Source organism: Traorella massiliensis (assembly GCF_900104665.1).
Lineage (GTDB): Bacteria > Bacillota_I > Bacilli_A > Erysipelotrichales > Erysipelotrichaceae > Traorella > Traorella massiliensis.
Genome location: NZ_LT629969.1, coordinates 924,361 through 947,737, shown reverse-complemented (window position 1 = coordinate 947,737; position 23,377 = coordinate 924,361). Strand labels below are relative to the sequence as shown.

General features: G+C 38.0%; 23 protein-coding genes. All 23 read right to left on the bottom strand.

The window, feature by feature from the left end:
• Positions 1–86 precede the first annotated feature (86 nt).
• The 23 genes from BQ5367_RS11880 to BQ5367_RS11770 all read right to left on the bottom strand — a co-directional run bounded on the left by BQ5367_RS11880 (position 87) and on the right by BQ5367_RS11770 (position 23,377).
• A complete protein-coding gene (locus BQ5367_RS11880; RefSeq protein WP_071442685.1) occupies positions 87–1,910 on the bottom strand; it encodes a VirD4-like conjugal transfer protein, CD1115 family in 1,824 nt (607 codons plus the stop codon).
• Positions 1,907–2,377: a PcfB family protein gene (locus tag BQ5367_RS11875; protein ID WP_025543433.1), complete on the bottom strand. Its 471-nt coding sequence runs from the start codon at positions 2,375–2,377 to the stop codon at positions 1,907–1,909. The genes BQ5367_RS11880 and BQ5367_RS11875 overlap by 4 nt, the downstream gene beginning before the upstream one ends.
• Before the next feature lie 91 nt (positions 2,378–2,468).
• On the bottom strand, positions 2,469–3,518 hold the full coding sequence (locus BQ5367_RS11870) for a hypothetical protein (protein ID WP_050005642.1): 1,050 nt from the start codon (positions 3,516–3,518) through the stop codon (positions 2,469–2,471).
• Between the two features lie 14 nt (positions 3,519–3,532).
• A complete protein-coding gene (locus BQ5367_RS11865) occupies positions 3,533–4,246 on the bottom strand; it encodes an antirestriction protein ArdA (protein WP_003500154.1) in 714 nt (237 codons plus the stop codon).
• Between the two features lie 4 nt (positions 4,247–4,250).
• Entirely contained in the window at positions 4,251–5,336 is a 1,086-nt protein-coding gene (locus BQ5367_RS11860; protein ID WP_071442684.1) for a DNA cytosine methyltransferase, read from the bottom strand.
• Positions 5,323–5,679: a DUF7768 domain-containing protein gene (locus BQ5367_RS11855; protein ID WP_003500157.1), complete on the bottom strand. Its 357-nt coding sequence runs from the start codon at positions 5,677–5,679 to the stop codon at positions 5,323–5,325. Before BQ5367_RS11855 ends, BQ5367_RS11860 begins: the two co-directional genes overlap by 14 nt.
• 309 nt (positions 5,680–5,988) lie before the next feature.
• Positions 5,989–7,362: a ParB/RepB/Spo0J family partition protein gene (locus tag BQ5367_RS11850; RefSeq protein ID WP_202615303.1), complete on the bottom strand. Its 1,374-nt coding sequence runs from the start codon at positions 7,360–7,362 to the stop codon at positions 5,989–5,991.
• A 51-nt stretch (positions 7,363–7,413) separates the two neighbouring features.
• Positions 7,414–8,400, bottom strand: coding sequence for an ABC transporter permease subunit (locus BQ5367_RS11845; protein ID WP_071442682.1), 987 nt, complete (start codon positions 8,398–8,400; stop codon positions 7,414–7,416).
• Positions 8,390–9,163 (bottom strand): ABC transporter ATP-binding protein, encoded by a 774-nt coding sequence (locus BQ5367_RS11840; protein WP_071442681.1) that lies wholly within the window; start codon positions 9,161–9,163, stop codon positions 8,390–8,392. The genes BQ5367_RS11845 and BQ5367_RS11840 overlap by 11 nt, the downstream gene beginning before the upstream one ends.
• Before the next feature lie 25 nt (positions 9,164–9,188).
• Complete coding sequence (locus BQ5367_RS11835; protein ID WP_071442680.1) at positions 9,189–10,163, bottom strand: extracellular solute-binding protein; 975 nt, start codon at positions 10,161–10,163, stop codon at positions 9,189–9,191.
• 78 nt (positions 10,164–10,241) lie between these two features.
• Positions 10,242–11,501 carry a lipopolysaccharide biosynthesis protein gene (locus BQ5367_RS11830; RefSeq protein WP_071442679.1) on the bottom strand — a complete coding sequence of 420 codons (1,260 nt, stop codon included), beginning with the start codon at positions 11,499–11,501 and terminating at the stop codon, positions 10,242–10,244.
• Complete coding sequence (locus BQ5367_RS11825; protein ID WP_071442678.1) at positions 11,488–12,348, bottom strand: LicD family protein; 861 nt, start codon at positions 12,346–12,348, stop codon at positions 11,488–11,490. The genes BQ5367_RS11830 and BQ5367_RS11825 overlap by 14 nt, the downstream gene beginning before the upstream one ends.
• Before the next feature lie 121 nt (positions 12,349–12,469).
• Complete coding sequence (gene rfbD / locus BQ5367_RS11820) at positions 12,470–13,315, bottom strand: dTDP-4-dehydrorhamnose reductase (protein ID WP_071442677.1); 846 nt, start codon at positions 13,313–13,315, stop codon at positions 12,470–12,472.
• A 39-nt stretch (positions 13,316–13,354) separates the two neighbouring features.
• Positions 13,355–14,383, bottom strand: coding sequence for a dTDP-glucose 4,6-dehydratase (gene rfbB / locus BQ5367_RS11815; protein ID WP_071442676.1), 1,029 nt, complete (start codon positions 14,381–14,383; stop codon positions 13,355–13,357).
• Positions 14,383–14,961: a dTDP-4-dehydrorhamnose 3,5-epimerase gene (gene rfbC / locus BQ5367_RS11810; RefSeq protein WP_071442675.1), complete on the bottom strand. Its 579-nt coding sequence runs from the start codon at positions 14,959–14,961 to the stop codon at positions 14,383–14,385. Before rfbC ends, rfbB begins: the two co-directional genes overlap by 1 nt.
• A gap of 1 nt (position 14,962) precedes the next feature.
• Positions 14,963–15,850: a glucose-1-phosphate thymidylyltransferase RfbA gene (gene rfbA, locus BQ5367_RS11805; protein ID WP_071442674.1), complete on the bottom strand. Its 888-nt coding sequence runs from the start codon at positions 15,848–15,850 to the stop codon at positions 14,963–14,965.
• 55 nt (positions 15,851–15,905) lie between these two features.
• Complete coding sequence (locus tag BQ5367_RS11800) at positions 15,906–17,066, bottom strand: MerR family transcriptional regulator (protein WP_071442673.1); 1,161 nt, start codon at positions 17,064–17,066, stop codon at positions 15,906–15,908.
• Entirely contained in the window at positions 17,063–17,860 is a 798-nt protein-coding gene (locus BQ5367_RS11795; RefSeq protein WP_071442672.1) for a glycosyltransferase, read from the bottom strand. Before BQ5367_RS11795 ends, BQ5367_RS11800 begins: the two co-directional genes overlap by 4 nt.
• A 1-nt stretch (position 17,861) precedes the next feature.
• On the bottom strand, positions 17,862–18,224 hold the full coding sequence (locus tag BQ5367_RS11790; protein WP_071442671.1) for a DUF2304 domain-containing protein: 363 nt from the start codon (positions 18,222–18,224) through the stop codon (positions 17,862–17,864).
• Positions 18,214–18,936 (bottom strand): glycosyltransferase family 2 protein, encoded by a 723-nt coding sequence (locus BQ5367_RS11785; protein ID WP_071442670.1) that lies wholly within the window; start codon positions 18,934–18,936, stop codon positions 18,214–18,216. The genes BQ5367_RS11790 and BQ5367_RS11785 overlap by 11 nt, the downstream gene beginning before the upstream one ends.
• Positions 18,937–18,998: 62 nt before the next feature.
• Positions 18,999–20,843 (bottom strand): hypothetical protein, encoded by a 1,845-nt coding sequence (locus BQ5367_RS11780; RefSeq protein WP_071442669.1) that lies wholly within the window; start codon positions 20,841–20,843, stop codon positions 18,999–19,001.
• Positions 20,844–20,864: 21 nt separating this feature from the next.
• Positions 20,865–22,574: a glycosyltransferase family 2 protein gene (locus BQ5367_RS11775; RefSeq protein ID WP_071442668.1), complete on the bottom strand. Its 1,710-nt coding sequence runs from the start codon at positions 22,572–22,574 to the stop codon at positions 20,865–20,867.
• 17 nt (positions 22,575–22,591) lie between these two features.
• Positions 22,592–23,377: an ABC transporter permease gene (locus BQ5367_RS11770; RefSeq protein WP_071442667.1), complete on the bottom strand. Its 786-nt coding sequence runs from the start codon at positions 23,375–23,377 to the stop codon at positions 22,592–22,594.

The following is a 23,377-nucleotide window of genomic DNA, read 5'->3' as shown; positions in this document are numbered from 1 at the left end:
CGTTCCTCCATTTTGTTTGTTTGATGATTTTGGGTACAAAAAAAGCCGCCCACATCGGCGGCGCTTCGGGTCAACATGGCCCGAAGTTACACAAACTCGTCGCTGTCCAGATCATCGAAATTCAACAGGTCAGCTTCTTCGTCCGTGTCGGAGCCGTCCACTTCGTACACCGTGTATTCGTCCTCCGGCTTTAGTCTCAATGGCCGGTGGCGGAACAGGCTTTCCAAGCGGAAGGCGTTTTTCTTTTTATCAAATTCGGCTGTGTACTTGTAATTCGGGTGCTTTTTCAAGTCATACTTCGGAGACAGGAAGGGCGGGAGCCCCCGAAGCTGCAAGATACATTTATCCCCGGGCATGGTGGTGATCTCGCTGGTGGTCATCAGCTCCCGGCCAAGCCGCTGCATATTCTGGCTGTAACTTTCAGACTGCCCACGGCTTCGGCCCTCGGTCTGCATAGAGATGGTGGCCTTGCCCAGCCAGTTTTCCGAAATATCCTTTAGGGTGGAAGCCTCCCGGCCTCCGAGGAATACGATACTGTCCATGTTGCCCATGATGGTTTCGGAATGGTCTTTGTACAATGCCTTGCACTGGCTCATTGCCTGATAAAAAAGCGTCAGGCTGATCTCACGGGAGCGGATGACGGCCACGATCTTTTCCAGCCCCGGCACCTGTCCGGTGTTGGCTGCCTCGTCCCACAGCACCCGCACATGGTAGGGCAGACGCCCGCCATAGGTGTTATCAGCCCGTTCACACAGAAGGTTGAACATCTGCGAAAAAGCGAGGGCAACCAAAAAGTTGTAGGTGGTGTCCGTGTCGCTGATAAGAAAGAACAGCGCTGATTTTTCATCCCCCAGCTTATCCAGCTCCAGTTCGTCATAAGACATGATCTCCCGAAGTTGGGGAATATCAAAGGGAGCCAGTCTTGCACCGCAGGAAATCAAAATGCTTTTGGCTGTCTTGCCGCTGGCGAGCTTGTATTTCTTATACTGCCTCACGGCGAAGTGCTGGGGGCTGCGGCGTTCCAGCCCGTCAAACATATAGTCCACCGCGTTTTTGAAGGTTTCGTCATCCTCCCGGACTTCCATGCTGTTTATCATTTCCACCAGCGTATTCATGTTGCGTTCTTCCTCCGGCCCCTCAAAGACGATGTAGGACACAAGGGCGCAGTACAAGAGGGTTTCTGCTTTTGTCCAGAACTCGTCGCCCTCCTTGCCGTCGCCTTTGGTGTTGGCAATCAGGGCGGTAACAAATTTCAAAACATCGCTTTCTGTCTTGATATAGGCCAGCGGATTGTAGTGCATGGATTTTGAAAAGTCGATACTGTTGAACACCCGCACCCTGTATTTCTCCCGTTGCAGAAACTGCCCGCACTGGTCGAGAGTGCCGCCCTTCGGGTCTACCACCACATACGAGGAATGGGCTTGAAGGAGCTGCGGGGTCAACCAGAACCTTGTCTTTCCCGAGCCGGACGATCCGATGACACAGGCGTTTAGGTTCCGGGCATTGGCGGGTATCTTCGGACGGGTGTTCATGGTAAGGAACTCCGTCCCGGTCAGAATGACATTGTTCTGAAATTTAGGGTCAACAAATGGCTTTATATCTTCCTTTGTTCCAAAGCGGGCGGTGCCGTACTCCGCATCCCGCCGGAATTTTTTCGCCTGCCTGATCTTTGACTGTATCAGCAGATACATCCCAGCCGCACCGGCAAGGCCCACCAGCAGGTCAATACCTCCCAGCCCCGGCCAGTAGGTTTCAAAGGCTTTGGGGAAGGTATCAAGCATCCCCATGAGCTTTGTCCCGAAGTCTGTGCCGGGGGCGATCCGGTAGGCCGTCCCGATTTTGGAGAAAAACCAGAACACAAAGAGGTACGGCAGGTTTGGGAGCACATATTTTCTGATCTTGTCACTCAACGTCCGTCCTTCACCGCCTCTCTGGTCCGCTGCTTTTCCTTTGCCTGCGTCCTGATTTGCTCCGTGAATTTCCGAAGCTGACCGAGGATGGAAGCCTTGTCCTGCTCTTTGTTCAGCACCTTTGCGCTGTACTTCTGGAAGGCCGCCGTGATAGCGTCCGCCTGATTGGCTTTGAAAAACAGCAGGTAATGACCGGGGCTCACTTTATGGAAAGCGTAGTCCACATGGAACTCCTTCGCGATCCGGTCAAAATCCTTTGGAGCTCCCACATAGGGCATGGCACTTTTGCCGCCATAGTGGTTCATCAGCTTTTTTACGCTCTGGCGTCCCTGCGGGGTCAGCGCCTTCTGGTGGTGCTTTTGCAGCGCCCGAACCACCTTGCCAAGAGCGGCAGCCAGCACTTTTCCTGTGAGCTTCGTTGTCCTGATCGAAAGGGCAACCGTTTTTTGGTTTACTTCTTCCTGCATAAAACCTCCTTTCCGTCGGGGTTCCCGCTATCCGGGAGGCCCCCGTACAATCTCGGGGAACAGAAAACCTCGGGCCAATGTGGCCCGAGGCTTACCGCTCGGCATCTCTGCCGGACGGAGCTTTCTTTTCCGGCTCCGTCTGGACTTTTTCGTCCTGTTCCCGCATGGTCTGCAAGATAGAGGGCTTCTTTTGAAGTTGGGAGGGCTTTTCGCCGGACAGCGGCTTGATACATTCCAGACGGTCAGCCGCCCGGATGGCGTTGTCCGTGAGCTGCCTCTGCCATGCGCCCACGCTGGGAGCCCAACGAAAGCCGCTGCTTTTCAGCTCGGCCCGGGTGTCCGCGTCAGGCTTTCCGTCAAAGAACACCTGCAAGCGGTTGTCCTCCCGGTTCATTTCCACACGACCCCCATCGAACTCCCAGCCGGAAAATTCCTGCTGTGCCTGTTTGGAAAGCTGTTCGATACGGGCCTTTACCCGGCGGATCTCCGCATTGTTGTTGGTTAGCTGGTAACTTTCAAAGGGCCTCGGGTCGCTTCGCCAACTTGACGCCATGCTTGCTTTCAGCTTTTCGATCTGGTCCGGCGACAGCAGCGCACAGCCGTCCAGCTTGCCATGCTTGCGGTAATAGGCGTTGACCTCCTTCATAATGAGCTGGGAGCGTTCCAGCCCGTCCAGCTTCTTCTGGAGCTTTTCAATCGCTGCCGGGTCATCGGCGCTGATCCCGCCCATGCCGGTGCTGCGTATCTTATCCAGCAGCCCTTGAATATGCCGCCATTCCTCCATGTTGCTGTCCCGCGCCCGGTTCTGTTTTTCCTTCTTTCCCACCGGGAAATTGGAAGGCCCGGCGATCAGCACAGAGGGAACCCTCGCGTCAATGGCAAAGCCTTGGTTCATGTTTTCGGCCAGCTTGCGGGCGTAGGTGTCTAACAGATGGTCGATCTTCTCATGGTACATGGGGTCCACCCGGGATTTCTGCTTTTCCGCTATGGCGGCGGCCTTGTCCACCATTGCCCGGTATTCCGCCGTTGCGCTCCCTTCCTTGTAGTCGGAAAAGCTGTTCATTTCTTTTGCCCGGCGGGCGGCTCCTTCATTGATAGGGTAATAGTTGATGGTATGCACCTCCTTTATGCTTCGGGCCATGCTGGCCCGAAGTCTTACCGTTCTTCATGGGAAGGCCCCGCCTTGTCCTTTTTCGGAGCGGGTGGGGCTTCTTGAAACCGTTTGAGTGTAGCGAGAATGGAGTGGACAGGCTCGGCCTTTTCAGGATAGGCAAATATCCGGTGTTCCGGCGGAATGTCCTGCGGCCCGTGGTAATACTCCTTGAAGCCCTCCGGGACTGCCGACACATACCCACCGGGAGCGAATACGCCGCCCTCGTTGATACGCACATCCCGCCCGTATGCCTCATAATCGAAGTAGTTCTGAATGTGCTCCGGTATGTCGATAGTCCCAAGCTCGTCGGCGTAAAGACGGCCCAGCCCTTCATCATCGGAAATATCCGGGTAAAAGCGGTAAAGGTCAAGGTTCTGCGTCAGGTTTATCAAATCCTTCACGCTCCTTGTGTGGTTTCCCAAGACAAGAGCGGCTTCAAAGGTTTCCAGTCCGCCCTTATCCCGTACTTCCAGCAGGGCGTGGCCCAGCTCGTTCAGCTCGTCGATGTTCTCACATTCGTAGAGATAATCGTAGAGCCCCAGCACATCACTGTCAAAGCTGGTAAAGAACACTTCGCTGTACCGTTTCCCGTCTATCCCGATTTTGGCAAGGGCGGCCTGCAACTCCTGTGTCGTCATGGGGAAATGTACCGTTGTCCCTACCTCAATCCCCATTAAGGGGTATAGGGCTGTATTGGTTATATAGGCTTCAAACATGGGCTCATTCCTCCTTTCCGGCCCGGTCAGCCAGCACCTCATAAATCCCGGCCATAATGTAATCGGCGCAAGGGAGGGCAATCGCGTTTCCCAGTGCCTTGTAGCGTTGCAGAGGCCGGATCTCCACGCCGTCCGCCCCGTACTTTGTCCAGCCCTCTGGCAGCCCCATCAGCCGTTCGCTTTCCGTTTCCGTCAGAAAACGGATACAGCCGCCCTCCGGGTCGCCCTCATACCAGAAGGCAAAGGGCGTTACATCACTGGCTAAAAGAGTGGGAAAAGGGTCAGTTGGTAATCCGAAGCTGTTTCGGAAGGCCGTTTCTTCCTGCCTTTTTGCCGCTCCCCGCATACGGAAGCACTGAAAGGGGTGGATGACTGGTATCTGCCGCCCTGTTTCAAAAGAAGCTGTTCGATCTCCTTCGGCGGCGGCCCACCCGCCCTCTCCGCAAGGCGGAGGAAGTGGGAGCATTGGACGGGGCTTAAATAGTATGTCTGCGGCACGTCTGCCTCCAAAATCCGCCACGACGAAAATCCGCTGCCTTCGTGCCAGCCTTCGGGAGCCTGCCCAATACTGGGCGTCCATGAGTCGCCAGCACACATCAGGCGTTCCCCCTCGCACCATTCCGGCGTTTCCCCATCTTCCCGAAGGAGGCATTGGAACTTCGGTGTCCGAGAAGGCGGATAAGACGGCTCTAAAGTCCATCCGGTCATTTGTAGAAAACGCTCCCATGACGTTTTCCCAAACAGCGATAGCTGGATATAGGTTATCAGTAGCATCCCTCATTTCCTGTATGATACGAAACGCCTGATAGAACAGGCTTGATTTTGCCCCGGCAAGGCCGGAGCGGTTGCCGATCAGAGAAAGGTTCTGACAGGGGGAACCGAAGGTAATTACATGAACCGGCGGGATTTTCCCGCCGTCCACCTTCGTAATATCCCCCAAATGCACCATGTCGGGAAAGTGCCTTTTGGTTATGGAGATGGGCGCTTTTTCAATCTCACTGGCCCATACCGGACGGATACCGCACCGAGAAGCAGCCAGAGGGAACACGCCAATCCCGTCGAAAAGGCTTCCCAGCTTAATGTCCGGCATGGCCCGGGGTGCCGTGTCCCTTCACGGCAAGCACCCCTTCCAGTGTGGTCGCCGCAATGCCCAGCCGCCCGGCAACCGCAATATCATTTTTTACATCCTCGTCCACAGCGCTGCCGCAGACAATCAGGGTGTGGGAGCGCCGCAGCATATCCCGGCGCATATCAATCCCGGCCTTGTGTTCCTCGGGAACGCTGTCATTCAAAAACAGCGGCAGATACAAGAGCGGGCAGATCGGGGAAAAGCCCGCCTCATAAGCAAGACGGCAGTAGTGGGCCGCCAGCTCCATATCAACATCCGGCTCGCCGCTCCATGCGGCGGTCAGGTATGCTAAAGGTCGTTTCATTGGTTGAGCCTCCATTTCTGTTTTGGTTTAGGGAAAAGCAAGAGTTCGCCCAACCCCTCCGCCCCTTCCCCCGGGAAGGGGAACGGCTCTGGAGAATTTATATCCCCGTCGCTTGACCGGGAAAAAGCATAACCGGGAGAAATCCGTCAAGGGTGCCTCTGGCACCGCCTGCGGCGGCGCTGCCCTTGACTGATTTTCCCGGCTATGCTACGGAATAACTGGCGACGGGGAATAATTTATATCTCCAGAGCTTCGGGGCGCGGGGCAGAGCCCCGCAATCCTCGGGCCATGCTGACCCGAAGTTTGGGCTTACTTTTCCTGTTCGGTTTTCTTCTCCGGCTTTTCATGTTCCTTCTGCTGACCCTTCCAGTCGTCCAGCAGCTTGACGATCTGGTCCTTCATTTCCCTCGGCGTAGTTTCCTTGCCGAAATACTTGCTCAGTTCCGCACCTGTCAAAATCACTTTGTCTACCTCCTTTTTGTCCTCCATCATAATGCCGTCGATCACATCCCCGTTGAGCAGCTTCTTTTCGTCCAGCTCACGCATACGCTTTGCCTGCGCCTGTGAAGGCGAGGACTGCTGGCTGTCAATGGCGACGGCGATATAGTTCTGGTTCTTCTTGCCGATATAGGAAAGCTCCACCGCCGTAGTAAAGCCCAGCTTTTTTTCATCCATCAGCTTCATCAGGTCGGGAACCAGCTCATTGAGCCGGATATACCGCTGCACCTGCTTGACCGCCATCTTATTGCGCTCGGCTACAATTTCGTTGGAGCGTTTTCCTGCGTCCTTCGGGTCAATCTGGCCCGAAGTGCGGGAGCCCTGGTGCTTGATGGCCTCAAGCTGCATTTTCAAGGCTTTGGCCCGCTCACTGGGGAGGATTTCTTCACGCTGGTTGAGATTGTCCTCGACCATCTGCGTGATGGCTTCATCGTCCGTCAGATTGCGAACAATACAGGGCATATCCGCATATCCGGCAAGCTCGCTGGCCTTCTGGCGGCGGTGGCCGGACACGATCTCATAGCCGCCATCCTCACGGGGACGGACGATAGCGGGCTGGGTCACGCCCTTGTCCTTGACGCTGGACACCATAGCCCGCATTTCTTCATCATCCCGAACCTCAAAGGGATGGTTCTTGAAGGCGTGAAGCTCGTTCAGCTTGATATAGACGATCTGCTCCTTGCCCCGGCGTGGTGCATCCTTCGGCTTCTCGGGTTCCTTCGGAGCGGGAGCGGCCTGTACCGTTGGAGCCGTTTTTTTCTCCGGTTCCTTTTTGACCGCATTTTCCGGTTTCTGTGCAGGAGCTTTGGGCTTCGGGGCTGCGGCCTTGTCCTTATCTGCTTTCGGGGGACGGCCCCGGCGCTTTGGCTGTTCCGGCTCTTTGGGTTTTTCCTCCGCTTTCTTCGGAGCCTCCGGCTGCTTTTCCGGTTTTTCCGTTTTTGCCGGGGCAGGCTTTTCCCCGCTGGGAGCTGCCGCCCGTTCCTCGACCTTCTTTTCCTTCATAATTTCAGCGAAGTTATAGACAGAAACCTGTGGGTTCTTTACCTCCGGTTCCGTCTTTTTTTCCGGCTCCGGGGAAACGGAAACCTTCTCTGGCTCTTTTGGGGGAGTGGGCGGCGTTTCCTTGCCCGGTCCGGTATCCGTTACCGGCTGTTCCGGCGTTTTTGTGGTTTTATCATCTGCCATAAGCATTTACCTCCTGTTTTTTGGCATGAAAAAAGGGGCTCAACTTTTCAGTCAAGCCCCCGTGGGAAGTTCCTCCTTTCTCCGCCATGATACAAAAATACCGCCCGTAGTCTCGTTTGGGCGGTACTTTGTGTAAGATTGGCAGTCCATTATTAAGTTTTTTATTATGTTCCCTTTGTACACCGTTGCAATCAATAACGTAGACCAGCTTTTCGCAATAATATCTCTCCACTTATTTACAGAAGGTATATAAGGATAAGTATGAAAATTAATAATGACATTTTCTTTATTAAAAATATCAACAAGAAAGGCAATAAAAGCCGGGATCATTAACAAACATCCAATTAATGCCCCTTTCCCAAAATCTAATAATCCAATTACTTCATTATACATATACAAAGGAAGCGTTGTATATTTTCCACCTATCATCAATGGAATTCCGTAATCAGTAAATACAAGCGTAAAAACACTAAAAAAAGCAGCAATCATCGTTTTACGAAGATATGGCAAGGTAATCTGTAATAATTGACTATATCTAGGTATACCTAAGACATTAGCAGCTAAATATACTGTTCCATCTTCATATTGAAGGCTATCATAGAACATTAAAAATGCTACAGGAAATGAATAATAAAGTGAACCAATAACAATTCCCCAAAATCCATATATACTAAAATTTACATTTAAAAGGTTAGTAATAACACCATTATTTCCAAAAAGCACAACTAATCCTGTACCATGAGAAATTGAAGGAATCAACATGGGTATCGTAAATAAAGCTACTAAAAGACTTTTATGTTTTATATTGCTTCTTGCTACAAACCATGCAGATATAAAAGCAAGTAAAACACTAATAATGGTTGCAGTTAATGTTACAGTAATCGTATTTATTATAATGGTAATAAAATAAGGAGAAGAAAAAATTCTAGCAACATCTACTTGACCTAAATTTAAAAACATCGCAAATAGCGGACATACAAGTGAAACAAAGAGAAATAGTAAAATGAATGACTTGATATAAAAATTTCTAATTTTCATTGTCATCTTCCTTTATACATTTTATTAAAGCATTTAACTTCTTATCAAGATGAGTTACAAAGAAATCATTGACATATTTATTGCTAGGATGATTGTAAATATGGATGGGAGTATCCAACTGTTCAATATTTCCTTCACTCATGACCATGATACGATCCGACATCGTAAATGCTTCTTCTTGGTCATGTGTAATATAAATGATGGTTGAACCATATTCTCTTTGAATTCTTTTAATTTCTTCTCTCATCGTTAATCGATTTGCTGCATCTAATGCAGAAAGAGGTTCATCAAAAAGGATAATATCAGGTCGAAGCGCAAGTGTTCTTGCAATTGCTACACGTTGCTGTTGTCCACCTGACAAAAAACCAATTTTTTTATCTAAATGTTCTTTGAGTCCTACTTTTTCAAGAGTTTGTAATGCAATTTCTCTTGACTTATTTTTAAATTCTTTCTTAAATGTTAAAGCATATTCTACATTTTGCAAAACTGTCATATTGGGAAACAAAGCATAATTTTGAAAAACAATCCCCATATTTCTTTTAGATGAATCTTCGTATGAAATATCTTTCCCGTCTAAATAAATCGAACCGGATGTTGGCCGTTCAATTCCGATAAGAAGCCTCAAAAGAGTTGTTTTACCACAGCCACTAGGGCCTAAAACTGAAAGAAACTCTCCTTTTTGTACTTCAAAGCTTATTTTATTTAAAACAACCTTTGAATTATAAACTTTACATAAATCATTTACTTTTAAAAATGAATTCATATTCCCTCCTCATTCATCTGAATCACTAATATATCCATTGTCTCAGCAGCTTTAGTCTTTCTTCAGCAGTATTATTACTCATATCACCATAAATAATGTTTGCCGGATAATTTTTGATCGTCGTATTTTGATCTTTATAAATTTGTTCAGGAAGAAACATTTCTTTATCTTTTTGAACTAATTCATCAAAAAAGTAACGGAATACTTCTTGAACTCCTTCTTTATCTTGATGCCCATCCACTATCGCAAAAACACTTGTTGTCCAAGGTGCACCCTCTTCAAAAAATAATATTTTTAAATTAGCACCTTTATTGATTTCTTGGACAGCTTGAAATGTCATGCCCAGTCCAATTGCTACTTCACCTTGTACAAGTGCATTGACAGGACCTGATCCACTTGAAGTATATTGAAGAATATTATTCGTAAGTTTATCAAAATAAGCAAAAGCTTCCTTTTCACCCATTTCATTTACTAGATTTTTTAAAAACATATAGCCTGTTCCTGAAGCTTTCGGACTTGGCATAGAAATCAAGCCTTTATATTTCGGATCCAGTAAATCTTCATATGATGTTGGTTCATCTAAACCCTTTTCTCTTAATACGTCTTCATTTACAATGATTGCACCACTATAACGAATAGAAGTAGCATATTTTTTATGTTTAGGAACCATTTCATCTAAATATTTTGAAAAATCATAATCACTTAAATCATAAAAAAAATCTTTTAATTCTTCAGCGTATGTATATTCGCTTTCAAATATAATATCAGCTTCTATATCAGTACCCTCAGCTTTTAATCGTGCTGCACAGTTTCCAGTAGGTATATATTGTACCGTAATATTATATTCAGGAAATTTTTTATCTAATTCTTCCTGAAACATTTCATTTCTAAAACTCTCAGCAGTTGAATAAATCATGACACTTGGACGATGATCGCTACTGCAGGATGTGAGCATTATTCCAGATATGATGGTAAGCAAAACTTTTAAAATTTTTTTCATTCATATTCTCCGTTCATTCTTAGTAAGAATACTTCATATATTGAACATTGTCAATAGTAGGTTGAGCAGAAAAAAGATTTATCTTCTTATAGCCTTAAAAAACTGAATTGCAACCAGTAGGAACAAAATAACTCCTAAAACTAACATTGTTAGAGTGAAGGAAAAAGAAGCCCCTAACACCTCATACTGTTGTGTTAAAACATTTGGAACAATCAGTGAAAAGATAAATGTTAAAACATAAGCAAACAAAACATATCTCTGTTTTCTCATGACTGACAGCGTATAATATAAGATCACATTCGCTGAGTTCAATCCTCCCCCTATAAGAAGAATCATGAATGGTAACTTATATCCATTTAAATCTGTCGCATATAAAAAGGATAAGACAGGAATTCCTAAGTAATAACCACAAAAAAGCACTAAAAGTGTAACTCCTAAAACCCCACCTAACAACATCATGATTGTCTTTATAAATTCTTCATAATAACAATAATTCCATTTTCTTGCCATATCTGTCAGCATAGGCTTAAAAAGAAAGCCAACGCATAGATTAATCACTGAAACAGGTAAAAAAATCGCTGTATAGCTGCTATGATAATTTGATGGCATGATACCTTCGATAGCATATCTTGATGCATTCAATATATATGTAGACATAAATGTACTAATGAACAAAGGAAAACAATCAATTATGATATTTTTAATTTTATTAAACTTAAAAATGTATTTTCTAGAATAAAATTCTGGTATGATACAAATATTTGTGTAATAAATAATTACTATACTAATAATAATTGCTGCTAAACTGGAAATATAAAGATTTCTTGTTATATATAAAATAACAATTAAAACAACTGTAGAAAGTACGATGCGTAAAGTCATTGACTTTCCAGATATATCTAATCTTTCTCGTAGCTGAAATTCACCTTCAAATACATCAGCATATACATCCATAAGCTTATAAACACATAGCAAAAAAACAAGAAATGATTTTTCAATAGTAAATCCCTTGATTAAAATATAAATAATTGAGGAAATGATCATGATAATGCTAGTAACAATTTTACTAAAACAATAATCAGAAAAATCATATCTCTCTTGTGTATCTGTTACTTGATAAACTCTTGTTTCAAAATAGCCAATCGTTGCCATCAGTTGCCCGGCAGCTAATGCCATCGCAAAATCTCCGCCCGCAAAATCACCCATGATACGATTGGCTGCAATCGTTAATACCATCGTAGAAAGGGCCATCGAAAGGCTTCCTAACATATTCCAAATATAGTTATTAGCCATCTTTTTTTCTGGTTCTGTCATTAACCAATTTTTAATTGTTTTCATAATAATCTCCAAAATCTAATTCAAAAGGAAAATGATTTTTTCTTTTCTCAACAGGTGGTAATTGCATATAGTCACCAAAGGTATATTCAAGATGTTTTTCAAGACTTTTTGGAAAATTTAACTCTATATCTTCAAATTTTAATTTTTTTAATGGATATAAATCATCTAAATCAAACATATTCGAATAAGGATTGGTATCACATAAAAAACCAATTCGTTTTGTTGGCTGATGGTTGTACTTTGTACATGCATTCAAACATTTTTTATATATCCAAAACTTATTTATATGTAATATTCTCATAGAATAATGCACACATGCACATATAAATTGTACAAGATGTGCTCTAAAGCCTTTAAAGCCTAGAACAGGATGAGGCACACTTCTTAGTATTAATATTTTAGACCAAAACCAAGCATTTCTTGCTTGTTTTTTAAATTGTTTTTCATCATCGCAAAGATTGTCAAAAGGGTACAAATCAAGAAATATTCCAAAATCACAATCAATATTTTTTAATGCATATTCTCTAAATTTTGTACCTTTTAATACAAGTCTTGTAGTCATCAAAGGATAATTAACATTTGTTTTCGTATTTAAAACTTCGTATTTTTCTGGAAATTTTTGCTGGACAAGTTCAAGAAATCTATCAAAGTCCTTTCTTGGCAAAGCGATATCAATATCATCATCCCAAGGAATAAACCCTTGATGGCGAATAGCTCCAATTCCGGTACCTGCTAAGCCAAAATACTTCAAATCATATTCATCGCAAACTGACATAAAATCTTTCAATATTTCTAATTCCAATCTTTGAACTTTATGCAAAGTAATATCATCATATTCTTTAGCCATATCCTATAACTCCAATCTCCTGATACATTTATTTTATCTCTGCGATTCTAATTGATCATCGCCATTTGATTATAGCATTCTAATTTACTCAAATCAAATTCTAAATAAAAAGCAGTGAATTTTATTCACTGCTGATTTCCTTCAAATATCTTCCTAAAGCATCCTGCCAGCTAGGAAGTCTACTAAATCCATTTTTATCTAGCTCATTTTTATTCATACGCGAATTTTTTGGACGTTTTGCCTTAGCGGGAAAAGCATCAGAATCCACAGGTGTAACATCTACCTTCATATTTGCTTGCTTGAATATTTCGCAAGCAAATTCATACCAGCTGCATAGTCCTTCATTAGTTGCATGATACGTGCCATATTTATCTGTCTGAATCATATCTATGACCAGTTTCGCCAGATCATACGTATATGTTGGTGAACCAATCTGATCATTTACGACACTCACTGCGCCTTTTTCTTTTCCTAAACGAAGCATCGTTTTAATAAAGTTATGTCCATTTTTTCCAAAAACCCATGCAATTCGAATTATAAAGTGCTTATCATATGATTCAACAGCTAGTTCCCCTTCATATTTTGTTTGACCATATACATTTAATGGTGTTCTTTGATCATATTCATTCCATGGTTCACTTCCCTCACCACTGAAAACATAATCTGTTGAAAAATACATGATAGGAATATTCAACTCTTTACAAACATTCACAATGTTTTGGGTTCCTTCTACATTCACTTTATAGCATGCCTTAGGCATCTCTTCCGCTTTGTCAACAGCAGTCCATGCAGCACAATGAATCACTGCATCATAATTTCCTGACTTAATTACGTGATTTACTTGATTTTGATCAGTAATATCCATTTCCCGAATATCGACACCATCTGCTTCTATTCCTCGCAAATGAGCTTCATTTACTACATCATAGCCTAGTTGACCATTATAGCCAGTAACTAAAAGTCTCATAATGTCTCCTCTCTTATATAAAAGCAACTTACGTTGCTTTTAAACTCTTCCTTTTTCCTTATACATCTTTTCAAAATAATTCTGATATTCACCACTTAAGATATTTTGCCACCATTCTTTGTTATCTAGATACCACTGGATCGTCTGCTGAATGCCTGTATCAAAGTTATATTTTGGTTTCCATCCAAGCTCTGTTTCAAGTTTTGTTGGATCAATGGCATAACGAAGGTCATGACCTTTGCGATCTTCTACATATTTAATTAATGATTCTGGTTTATTTAAAGCCTTTAAGATTGTTTTCACAACTTCAAGATTTGTTCTTTCATTATGGCCGCCAACATTATAAACTTCGCCTTCACGTCCCTTGCGAATAATTAGATCAATAGCTACACAGTGGTCATACACATGCAGCCAGTCACGTACGTTTTCACCTGTTCCATAAACGGGTAATGATTCATCAGCTAAAGCTCTTGAAATCATCAATGGAATTAATTTTTCTGGGAAGTGATAAGGTCCATAGTTATTTGAACAACGGCTGATCGTTACTGGAAGACCATAAGTTCTGTGATATGCCAATACGAATAAATCAGCACTTGCTTTAGCGCTAGAATATGGACTTGATGTATGTAATGGCGTTGTTTCTGTAAAGAATAAATCAGGTCTGTCTAATGGTAAATCACCATATACTTCATCTGTTGATACTTGATGATATCGTTTGATACCATATTTCACACAAGCATCTAATAATGTTGTTGTTCCAACAACATTTGTTCTGACAAATACTTCAGGATCTTCAATGCTTCGGTCGACATGGCTTTCAGCCGCAAAATTTACGACTACATCAAACTTTTCTTTTTCAAATAAATCAAAGATAAAAGCACGATCCGCAATATCTCCCTTATAAAATTTATAGTTTGGCTTATCTTCAACAGGTTTACATGTTTCCAGGTTTCCTGCGTAAGTCAATTTATCTAAGTTTACGATCATATCTTCAGGGTATTTATTCACCATATAGTGAACAAAATTACCTCCAATAAATCCTGCACCACCTGTTACTAAAATTTTCATTATTTGTTTTCTCCTTCATAAATAAAATTACAATCAGCTTTATCTAAAGTTGGACCATTTTTGTCTTTTTCAGACAATACTGGTTCAATCCCATTCAAAAGAGCTCCCCAATCAACATTAGCTGTCGGATCATCATAACGAATACCACGATCATGTTCTTTTGAATAAAAGTTATCTACCTTATATCTAAATTCAACATTATCAGTCAATGTCAAAAAGCCATGAGCAAATCCCTGTGGAATAAAGAACTGACGTTTGTTTTCTTCACTTAATTCAACACTCACCCATTCACCATAAGTAGGACTTCCTTTGCGGATATCTACTGCTACGTCGATAACAGCCCCACTGGTGCAGCTAACAAGTTTAGACTGGGCCATAGGTGCATTTTGCCAATGCAAGCCTCTCAGTGTCCCTTTTTGAGCTGAGAAAGACATATTATCCTGTACAAACTCTACATCGATACCTAATTCCTGATATTTTTTCTTAGAATAAGTTTCCATGAAATAGCCACGGTGATCACCATGAACATCAGGATCAATAATTAAAACACCTTTGATCTTTGTTTCTGTTACTTTCATACTAACTCCTTTTATCAATATATTTACGTTCCATGATCTTCTTTAAATATGTACCATACTGGTTCTTTTTATAAATTTCATACGTCTTTTCAAGCTGGTCAAGACCAATCCAGCCATTATTAAAAGCAATTTCTTCCAGACAGGCAATTTTACGATGCTGATGTTCTTCAATCGTCTTCACAAAATTAGTAGCATCTACTAAAGATTCATGAGTACCTGTATCCAGCCATGTAAAACCATCACCCAAAAGAGTTACGGACAATGCATTATCTTCTAGATAAATACGGTTCAGATCCGTAATTTCTAACTCACCGCGAGCACTTGGTTTTAAATTCTTCGCATATTCCACAACTTTATTATCATAGAAATAAAGACCAGTAACAGCATAATTTGATTTTGGAAGAGCAGGTTTTTCCTCTAATGAAACAGCCTTCCCTTCTTCATCAAATTCTACGACACCAAATCTCTCAGGATCTTCTACATAATAACCAAATACCGTTGCACCGCTTTTTTTCGCTGCCGCAGCTCTCAAACGTTTTGTAAGTCCGTGACCATGGAAAATATTATCACCTAAGATCATCGCAACATGATCATCACCAATAAACTCTTCACCTAAAATAAAAGCTTGAGCCAATCCATCAGGTGACGGCTGTACTTTATAACTTAAAGAAATACCAAACTGATGTCCATCACCTAATAACTCCTGAAATCTTGGAGTATCATCCGGTGTTGAAATAATTAAAATCTCACGAATACCAGCACTCATCAAAATGCTCATCGGATAGTAAATCATAGGTTTGTCATAAATAGGTAGTAACTGTTTGCTTGTTACTTTTGTCAGCGGATATAAACGTGTTCCGCTTCCGCCAGCTAAAATAATTCCTTTCATTAGAATTCCTCCTGTACCCCCATAATATAAACCATGACGTAACGTCAATGTCAAGTCATTTCTTACATTTAAATACTCCTGCCTGCTTTGTGATTCGAATATGGCCTTTTTCCATAATTTTTTGATCTAAGAATAATTTAAATTGATGTAACTGATTTTTTAAAATTTCATTCTGATTCCCATGACAGCTCATAATATAATCTATCAAAGGTTCAGAATCATCGACTTCAAGATAATCATCATACATGACCAAATCAACATTCTCAAAATAAGAATTTAAGATATCTTTTCCATTTTCTATTCCAAATTGGTCATACAAACAATTTCTAGACAAGACGATCCTTGAATCAAACTCCTTAACTAATTCAGTGATCTCTTTCATATGATTTTTTCCATAAGTACTACAATAAAATGAACCACCCTCTACTAGGACACGTTCAATTTCTTTTAATCCTAAATTTAAATCTTTCAGATAAAATAAGACATGATTTGCAATCACAATGTCAAAATAATTCTTTTTAAAAGGTATCTGTTCACATTCAAAAACCATAAAGCTAAAATCATCACCTAATTTTTTCTTTACTTCTTCAATCATTCCACTCGAAGCATCACTTAAAAACACTTCCCTGTTTCTGAAATCCAATGTTTTATTTTCCCATAGTTTTCCATCACCACAGCCAATTTCCAAGATACGATTAGCATGTGAAAAATCAAGTTGTGAATAGAGCCAATTAAACCATCCAAGTTTATTATGCGAATATTTTTCATGAAGCTGAATGCGAACATCTAAATTTTTGCTTGTTCGATATTGTTCGATAATTTCTTCATCATATTTAGACAATTGTAAGAGTGTAATAATCTTATCCCATTCTACATGATCTTCTCTCACTAATCTAGAAGTATTTTTCAGGGTTTCTTTAAGGTTTTCTAATGAATGGATTTTCTTATTCACAAGTTCAATCTGTAATTTCAAGGAATCTTCTAAGCTTTGTTTATCATTTTTTAAGGTCATCGGATAAATTTCTTCTAAAGAAAAACCTAGATTTTTTAATGAAATAATTCTTTGTAACTTTAAAAGATCTTCATCTGTATAATAGCGATATCCGTTTTTCATAACAAAAGAGGGTTTCAACAACCCTATTTTATCATAGTAGCGAATCGTTCTTTCTGTTACGTTCGCTAATTTTGCGAATTTTCCGGTTGAGTAAGTATTCATTCTTTTACTTCATTGCTCTTTTCTGAATTTGCGTAAATTTTTGTTAATAATTTTGCTATTGCTTCAGGCCAAAACTTACAAAACATTTTATAATCTTCCACAGTTCTTTGATTATCTTTTATAATCTCTGAAGTCGTTGATTCTTCGTGTACACGATGCCCCATAAGAGGTTTAGATATATATGAAAATGATCCAGTCATATTTGAAAGCTGTTCCCAAGCATACCAGTCTATATTACATTTCATATCACAGGAAAAAACATTTTTCATTTTTATATTTTTATTTACAAAAGTCACAGCTGGGCAACAAATAGCACACCCAAGCCTTAATGCACATCTCTTTATAAATCGATATTTAGATAAACATTTTATTTTCAAAGGAAGCAATAAAATTCTTTTAATTTTTAAATTAGTATTTGTATAAACCCTTTTCTGATTTCTTATTTCATAATAATCTGTAAACAAGATCAAAGAATCTTTCTTTTGATCATACCGTTTCATTATTTCTTCTGCATAATTGCCATCATACTGATCATCCTGATGAGCAATCGTCACTAAATCATAATCAGTACAATTTTTTGCGAAATCAAAATCATATCCGATACCTTTTTTTTGACTTTTATTCACAATCAATTCAAGCTGATACTTATTAGCCATATCATTAATGAAATCATTTGGTGTAGATGTAGCTATCACAACATGACTTTTATAAGTTTGATTCAAAACCGACTGAATACAATTTTCAAGATATTGACTTTCTTTATAAGCAAGAACAACAAAACAATGGCTTGTCATCCTATTCACCTCTTTCTTTTTTTTCAAGATCTTCAATCTTATTTTTCAAAATAGAAAGTTCCTGAATCAATAAGGTAATTTTTATCTTTTGACCAGAAATAATGATAGTAAGGGAAATACAGACAAATATAACAAAAACAAAAAGCATTCCTATAATCATATTTGATAATGTCTGAAAACCAAGAAATTCAGTCATATGCATCAACCAATTTGGAAGAACTGAAACCAATAGAATGAGAAAAGCCGGAATCAACCATACTAAAGCAAATTTTAAAGGCATCCTCCCTTTAATTAAAATTACAAATATCACAACAAATAATAAAATTGAAATTAAGAATACAGCTAAACGAAGATTATCTGGCATGTGGATACCTCCTAAAACGAACCACTAAAATATTAAGAATTACATTAATCATGTAATAAAAAGATTTGAAAGGTGTTATAGAAGACTTCCCGCCTGTTCTTTCATGCATCGCAACTGGAACTTCTTCTAAAATAAAATTCTTTCTTAATAGTTCTGTAGTTGTAATTGGTTCAGGATACTCTACTGGATATGATTCTGAAAACAATTGAATGATTGTTTTATTTACAGCTCTAAAACCTGAAGTAGTATCTTTAACAGTCTTACCTGTAACAAGTTTGATTAGAACAGAAATCAGAGTGATACCAGCTCTGCGAAAAATAGATGATTTAAATGAACTAGTTTTATCATCAATAAATCTTGAACCAATCACAAAGTCAGCTTTTCCATCACAAATTGGAAGAATGATATTTTTTACATAATTAATATCATGCTGGCCATCTCCATCATATTGAACAGCTATATCATATCCATGCGCTAAAGCATATTTATACCCTGTCTGAACAGCCCCACCAATTCCAAGGTTATGTATTAAATCAATATGAGGTATATTATTCATATTTAAAATTTCTGAAGTTGAATCTTTTGAACAATCATTTATCACTATAACATCATAATTTGTTTGATGTTCTTCATTGTATTTAACAATTGAACGATAAACAGATAAAATATTCTTCTCTTCATTATAGGCTGGTATAATCAATAATATTCTCATAAACATTTCCTCTCAAATAAATATTATTACAGGTTCACATAATAATTCAATAAATTTGCTAATTACTTTCTCTTTAATATAAAAGATGAACTATTTTCAAAAATTATCTCAAATTCAGATAAATCATTTCTATCAATACCTAATTCTTCAAATGAATAAAGACTTATAAAATGCTCATAATTACTTCCCTTAAATTCTTCAAAAGTAAACGATTCCTCATTAAATTCATTATAAATCCCTTGACTATTAAAATTAGGATTATCTAAAGTAAGGCAATAAAACCACATACGCATTTGAGTAGATCCAATGACAGGTATTGCGTCATTGTATAATGGTAATTTTTCTTTATTATTCTCATAATAAATAATTGTTTGTATATCTTTCTCATCAAGAATAGGAGAATTGATCAAATAATTTCTATTATTTGCGTAAATATCAAAGTAGCTTGTAATCTTTGGAGTAGGATTTATCAGAATATTTATATTGTATAATTTATTTTCAAGATTCAAGATAAAAGCCGAAAACAGTAAAACAATTGTTATACCACAACAATTTATAAATGCAATATTTTTATCAGCAACTAAACTATTTATTGTGTTTAAAAATATATAAAAACATAATAATGATAATACAAAATAATTTTTATAAAAATAATATGTTGCAGCCATTCCTTTAAGTACAAAAATAAATATACCTAATGTAAATATTGCTTGAATTATAAAAAATATTATAGAAAAATCATATTTCTTACTTTTTATATTTGAATAAATTTGGTATAAAATAAAAGGTATAAAAATAATAAAATTCGAATATAAGTCTCGATAAATATAACCTTCATTAGCAAAAGGTGATATGGCACTTCCTGTTTCGCCGCCAGATGAAGGAAATAAAAAGAATATGAAACCTAAAATAAAAGGTAAAAATAAACAGATACAATTCATAAGAACATATCGTTTTTCAAAAATGTTTTTAAGATATAGCTTTTTATCAGAATACACATTTTCGATAAAGAAATATATAAATTCTGAGGCATAAACAACTGGAACAAATAAATAATACCCAAAAAATACAGAGAAATTTAATAAAAACAATATAATGAGAAAAATGAGCTCATCATATTTATTTAATTCTTCATCTTTATATTGTTCAATTACAGTTATTATCGTATTAATTACCATTATGGTGATACCCAAATAAAAGAAACCAAAAAGCATATTATTTAGCGGATATCCAAAGATATAAAAGAATGCAACAATTAAAATAAAGAACGTTAGCTTATGCTTTTCTTTCATTATAAAAGAAATAGAACTGATAAATGATAAACAAGATACAGCAAACATCAATGCATCAAAAAAAGTAAATAATTTGTAATAATACATTTCAGGAATGATTCCTGTCATAGATTTAAATAAGAGTCCTATATTTACATAAGAAATAATCATTGTTCCTTCAAAATCCCCAAAAGAAGGAAACAATGTATTTTCTGTTAAAAGACTATTCGATTTGTAAAAATCAAATGCCATGCTATAATGAAGAGCCGGATCTGTTGTTTCATAAGAAATATTGTTGAAAAAGTTAAATCTTACTAAGGATATGCTTAATACAGCAATTAGCAAAATACTACAAACAATAAAGGATTGTTTATTAAATTCATATTTTTGAATTCCTTTATTTTTGATATGAAAAATCATAATTCCAGATATTGCTAGATTTAATAACATTAAATAGATTAATTCGATTGGTATATGAAATAAGTCAAATATATAACAAATAAAACTGTTATAACACAATTTCAAAACTAAGGTGATAGAAAACCAAACTAAAAAATCTGCTGTCTTTTCTTTTTTTCTAATCAAAATAAAACTAATAATTAATATTAAGCAACTAAATAAATATAAAATTCCCATACAATATCCCTTTCTTAAGTGTTAATAACCATTTTTCAAATTATAAATATCTTTTACTGTCATTTTAATTTCTTTATTACTATATTTATTTACAACATAATCTAAAGTAGAAACTAAAAATTGATCTCTTGCTAAATTATCTTCTCTCTTGCAAGGAACTCTATATAAAGAAGTCGTTTTTTCTATATATTTCCAATCATATTCCAACGCAAAACGCAGCCATAAATCCCAATCCTCTAAAGCATCTATTGTGGTATCAAATCCACCACATTTTTTATATACATCTTTATGAAACATCACTGCTTGAATAGGTGTAATATTCTTAGAAAATAGTTTCATTCTACTAAATTTCCCACTATGTACAACATCAACATTTTTCACCGAATACCTATAAGGATCTCTAGAATACACATCGGTTGCAGCTTCAAAAGCAGTTGTATAAGCAATCATACTTTTCTGTTCTAGTAGTTCTTTCACTAAAACAGATACATGATCAGGATAAAATAAATCATCATCATCCAAAAAGTTTAGATATTCTCCATTAGCTTTTTCTAATCCAAGATTTCCTGCAACTGATCTTCCTTGATTTGTTCCCATGCAATAATAATGAATATTTAAATCAGAAAATTCATTTTCAATCATTTTCTTTGCCATCTCTGGTCCATCTTCAACAACAATAATTTCAATATTTTTGTAATATTGATTTCTAATGCTAATCAATGCCTCTCTTAACATTTTGGGACGATTACAGGTTCTAACTATAATACTTACAAGCGGTCCATCATTTACCAAATCATTTACATTATAAAAAGGATCTAATTTTGATTTTTCGTAATCAAAACCTAAAATGAATTTAGGCTTAAAAGCCGAGCTGCGATGAGAAAATATATTTTTCATTACAGCAACAATACCCTTAAATTGAACTTTTATATATTCCTTAAAAATAATTTTTCTTATTTCCTTATCCTCTTCAACTGATACAATTGGGCTTAAATAATTTTTTAAACATCTCTTAATTACTAAAAGATTTCCTTTAATCATATTTTTTATATTCCCATATTTATACCTTAGATATAGATTATTGATCAAACTATAAATATATTGTGTTTTTTTAAATTCATTCGGATTTTTATACGAATAGTGAGTAATAGAAACATGAGGTAAATATTTTATCTTATAACCTCTTTTTCTAATATTCCAACTTATTTCCACATCTTCTGCATACATAAAAATCAAAGGATCAAATCCATGAATTTTTTCAAATATCTCTCTTTTTATAACAAGACAAGCTCCACTTGCCCAACTTGTAATTCCAGTAATAGGATCATAATATTTAGGATGTTCATATGGCTTTTGCCTCAGTTCCCAAGCACCTATATTCTGATCGCATTTATTCAATTCTTCACTTAATTTTTTAAAAGTATCTTGATCAACTTCAGTGTCGATATTTAAAAACAATATGTATTCAGAGTTTCCAAGTTTAGCAGCTTTATTGTTGCCTCTTCCAAATCCAAGATTAGACATAGATTCAACAATTTCAAATTGATTAAATTTATTTTCATAATTATCTTTATAATTAGATAATATTTTTAACGTATTATCGGAAGAATGATTATCACAAAATAACAAAGAAATATTTGATAAATCATAATCCGAATTTAATATACTTTTTAAACAGTTGTCAATCCATTTTTCTGAATTGAATGTTACAAATACTATATCTAATTTCATATTTGAATTAACTCCTTTTATAGTTCTTCAACAAAACCTTTTTCAAGTTTCTTAAATATAAAATAACCTACAATCAATAATATAACACTAATAATAAGAATTATACTTAAAGCTGGGATATTAAACATTCTTTTATAATACAAAATATCTCTATAAGAATTCATAATAGTTGTTAGTGGATTAAGCTGAACTAAACTTACAATCCATACTGGTGCACCTTTAATGGTATCAAGACCATAAAGAATAGGAGTTCCGTAAAACAGCATCTGAACAATAAAATTAACAATATATTCGATATCTTTTATATATACATTTATTGAAGAAATAATAAAAACTAATCCTAATGAAAATAATGTCTGAACGATGGCTACAATAGGAAGCAATAAAAAATACATACTTAATCCCACACCACTTCCAATTAAAAACGCAACTATTATTACACAAGAAATTAAAAAATTGATTAACCCGCTTATCACTACTGATATAGGAAGTATTTCTCTAGGAAAATATACTTTTTTTATAATTCCTGCTTCATTTCTTACACAAGATCCTCCTTGCGATATAACAACAGTAAAGAAATTCCATGGAATAATGGTTACAATCAAATAAATAAGATAATTATCAATATCTCCGCCTCTTAATAAATATGGAAATACAATTGCATAAACCAAAGTAGTAAGTAAAGGATTTATAAAGGACCATAAAACTCCTAGAAAGGAGCCTTTATATTTTCCACGGATCTCTTTTTTTATATTTGTTTTTAACAACTCTCTATATGTATAAAGATTTTTAAACAAAGTCAT